Origin of the sequence: Trebonia sp. (assembly GCF_049794275.1) — a bacterium.
GTDB lineage: Bacteria > Actinomycetota > Actinomycetes > Streptosporangiales > Streptosporangiaceae > Trebonia.
In genome coordinates, this window is the sequence record NZ_JBARCR010000497.1 from 1 (window position 1) to 1,616 (window position 1,616).

The window sequence follows — 1,616 nt, forward strand, 5'->3', positions numbered from 1 at the left end:
ACCCGGGACAGGCGCCTGGCCAGCAAGGCGGTCGCGGTGCCAGTCAGCGTCACGGCGATGCCCGGCCGGCCGGACAGCGCCGCCGCCCACGCGCCGGCCGTCCACCAAGAGGTGTACAGGGGGCGGACGACGCCGGGGTGGAGTTGCTCAAGCGCCGCCGCCGACGTGCCGTAATCGCGGCGACGGGCGAACCAGGCGCGGAACCTGACGCGGTGATCGTGTCCCATGACCGCCGCCGGCTCGTAGCGGATCCGCCAGCCGGCGGCGGCCATCCGCCACACGAAGTCGACGTCCTCCCCCACGTACATGCCCGCGGCGAACCCGGCGCCCGCGGCCGCCTTGCGTACCACGAGCGCCGCTCCCGGAACGTAGGCGACCCGCGCCCCGGGCCGGACGATGCTCGGCCGGCTTCCCATGTCGAGCGTGGAACTCGCCCCCTCGTACCGGCCCAGCCAGGTCGTTCCTTCCTCGTGCGGCACGATCCGTGGCGCGACCGCGCCGACGGCCTGATCGCCGAAGTGCGGCAGCAGCCGGTCCAGCCACCCCGGCCGCGGCACGCAGTCAGAGTCGAGAAACGCCACCAAGGCGGTCGAGGCGACCGCCAGCCCGGAGTTCCGCGCCGCTCCGGGTCCCCCGTTAACCGCCCGGCGGACGACGCGCGCCCCGTGCTCGGCGCAGATCGCCGCGATCGCCTCCGGATCGGCGGAGCAATCGTCCACGACGATCACGTGCGGCAGGCCGCGCAGCCCCGCCAGGCACCGCCCCAGTTCCGCGTACCGGTCCCGCACCGGAATCACGACCGTCACGTCAGCCACGCCGGGCGACCCATCGCCTCCGTCGGGGGCGCCCCAGTCCGGGTGGGCGATCCCCGCGTCCAGCAACCGCCGCGCGAGTTGCCGGGCCGCCTGGCTGTCACCCACCGGTGTCCCAGAAAGCCACCCCGCTACCTCGCGTGCCCCGGCAGGCGTTAGCCGTAGCACCCGCACCGGCGATCCGCCGACGAGCACCGTGCCCGCCGCGACCAGCCGCGTCCCAGAGTCCGCCCGCAGTCGCAGTCCGGCCGGGGCGAGCTCATCGGCAGGCCCTTGGTTTCCATGATCACGAAAGAAAAGTGCGTCTATAGGAAACTTTTTCTTCGTGATCATGAAAATGCCGCCAGCGAGCGGACCGGCTGAGCGACAGGCGCGATCCTAGGGTGGCTTTTGGTACCTGAGGGAAGCGGGGGGCGCAGTGGAGTTCCGAAGCGTTGTTCGGCGCCGCTGTCGGGCGCCGACTGAACGCGCCGGAACACCACAAGTCCCACGCGCCTCACGGAACTAGCTGGAGGGCATGTGATGGGCTGGTGTGCGCGCCGCACCGGAGGAGCGATAACGCCGTGAAGCCTGCGAGCGGGTTCTCGTCGCAGTCTTTGGACGGCGGACGGCGGCGGCCGATGGTCACCGGGACCTTGCGGTGCGAGTGGTCCACCGAGGGCTTCGGCGCCGCACCGGAGACAGCGGCCAGCGCCGCCGAGCCGTGGCCTTGCACGCACTCCGGGTCGGGGCCGTCGAGCGGCAGGCCGGTGAAGAACTTCGCCGCCATGCAGCCGCCCCGGCAGGAGTCGTAGAACCCGCAGG

At 72.3% G+C, this 1,616-nt stretch carries 1 protein-coding gene and 1 pseudogene; both read right to left on the reverse strand.

Annotation, left to right across the window (positions count from 1 at the left end):
• Positions 1-1,145: mycofactocin biosynthesis glycosyltransferase MftF (gene mftF, locus WA805_RS13505; RefSeq protein WP_425242505.1), on the reverse strand; the 1,145-nt coding region annotated here is incomplete at its 3' end.
• 163 nt (positions 1,146-1,308) lie between these two features.
• A pseudogene (locus tag WA805_RS13510) lies at positions 1,309-1,616 on the reverse strand (hypothetical protein); the annotation flags it as partial.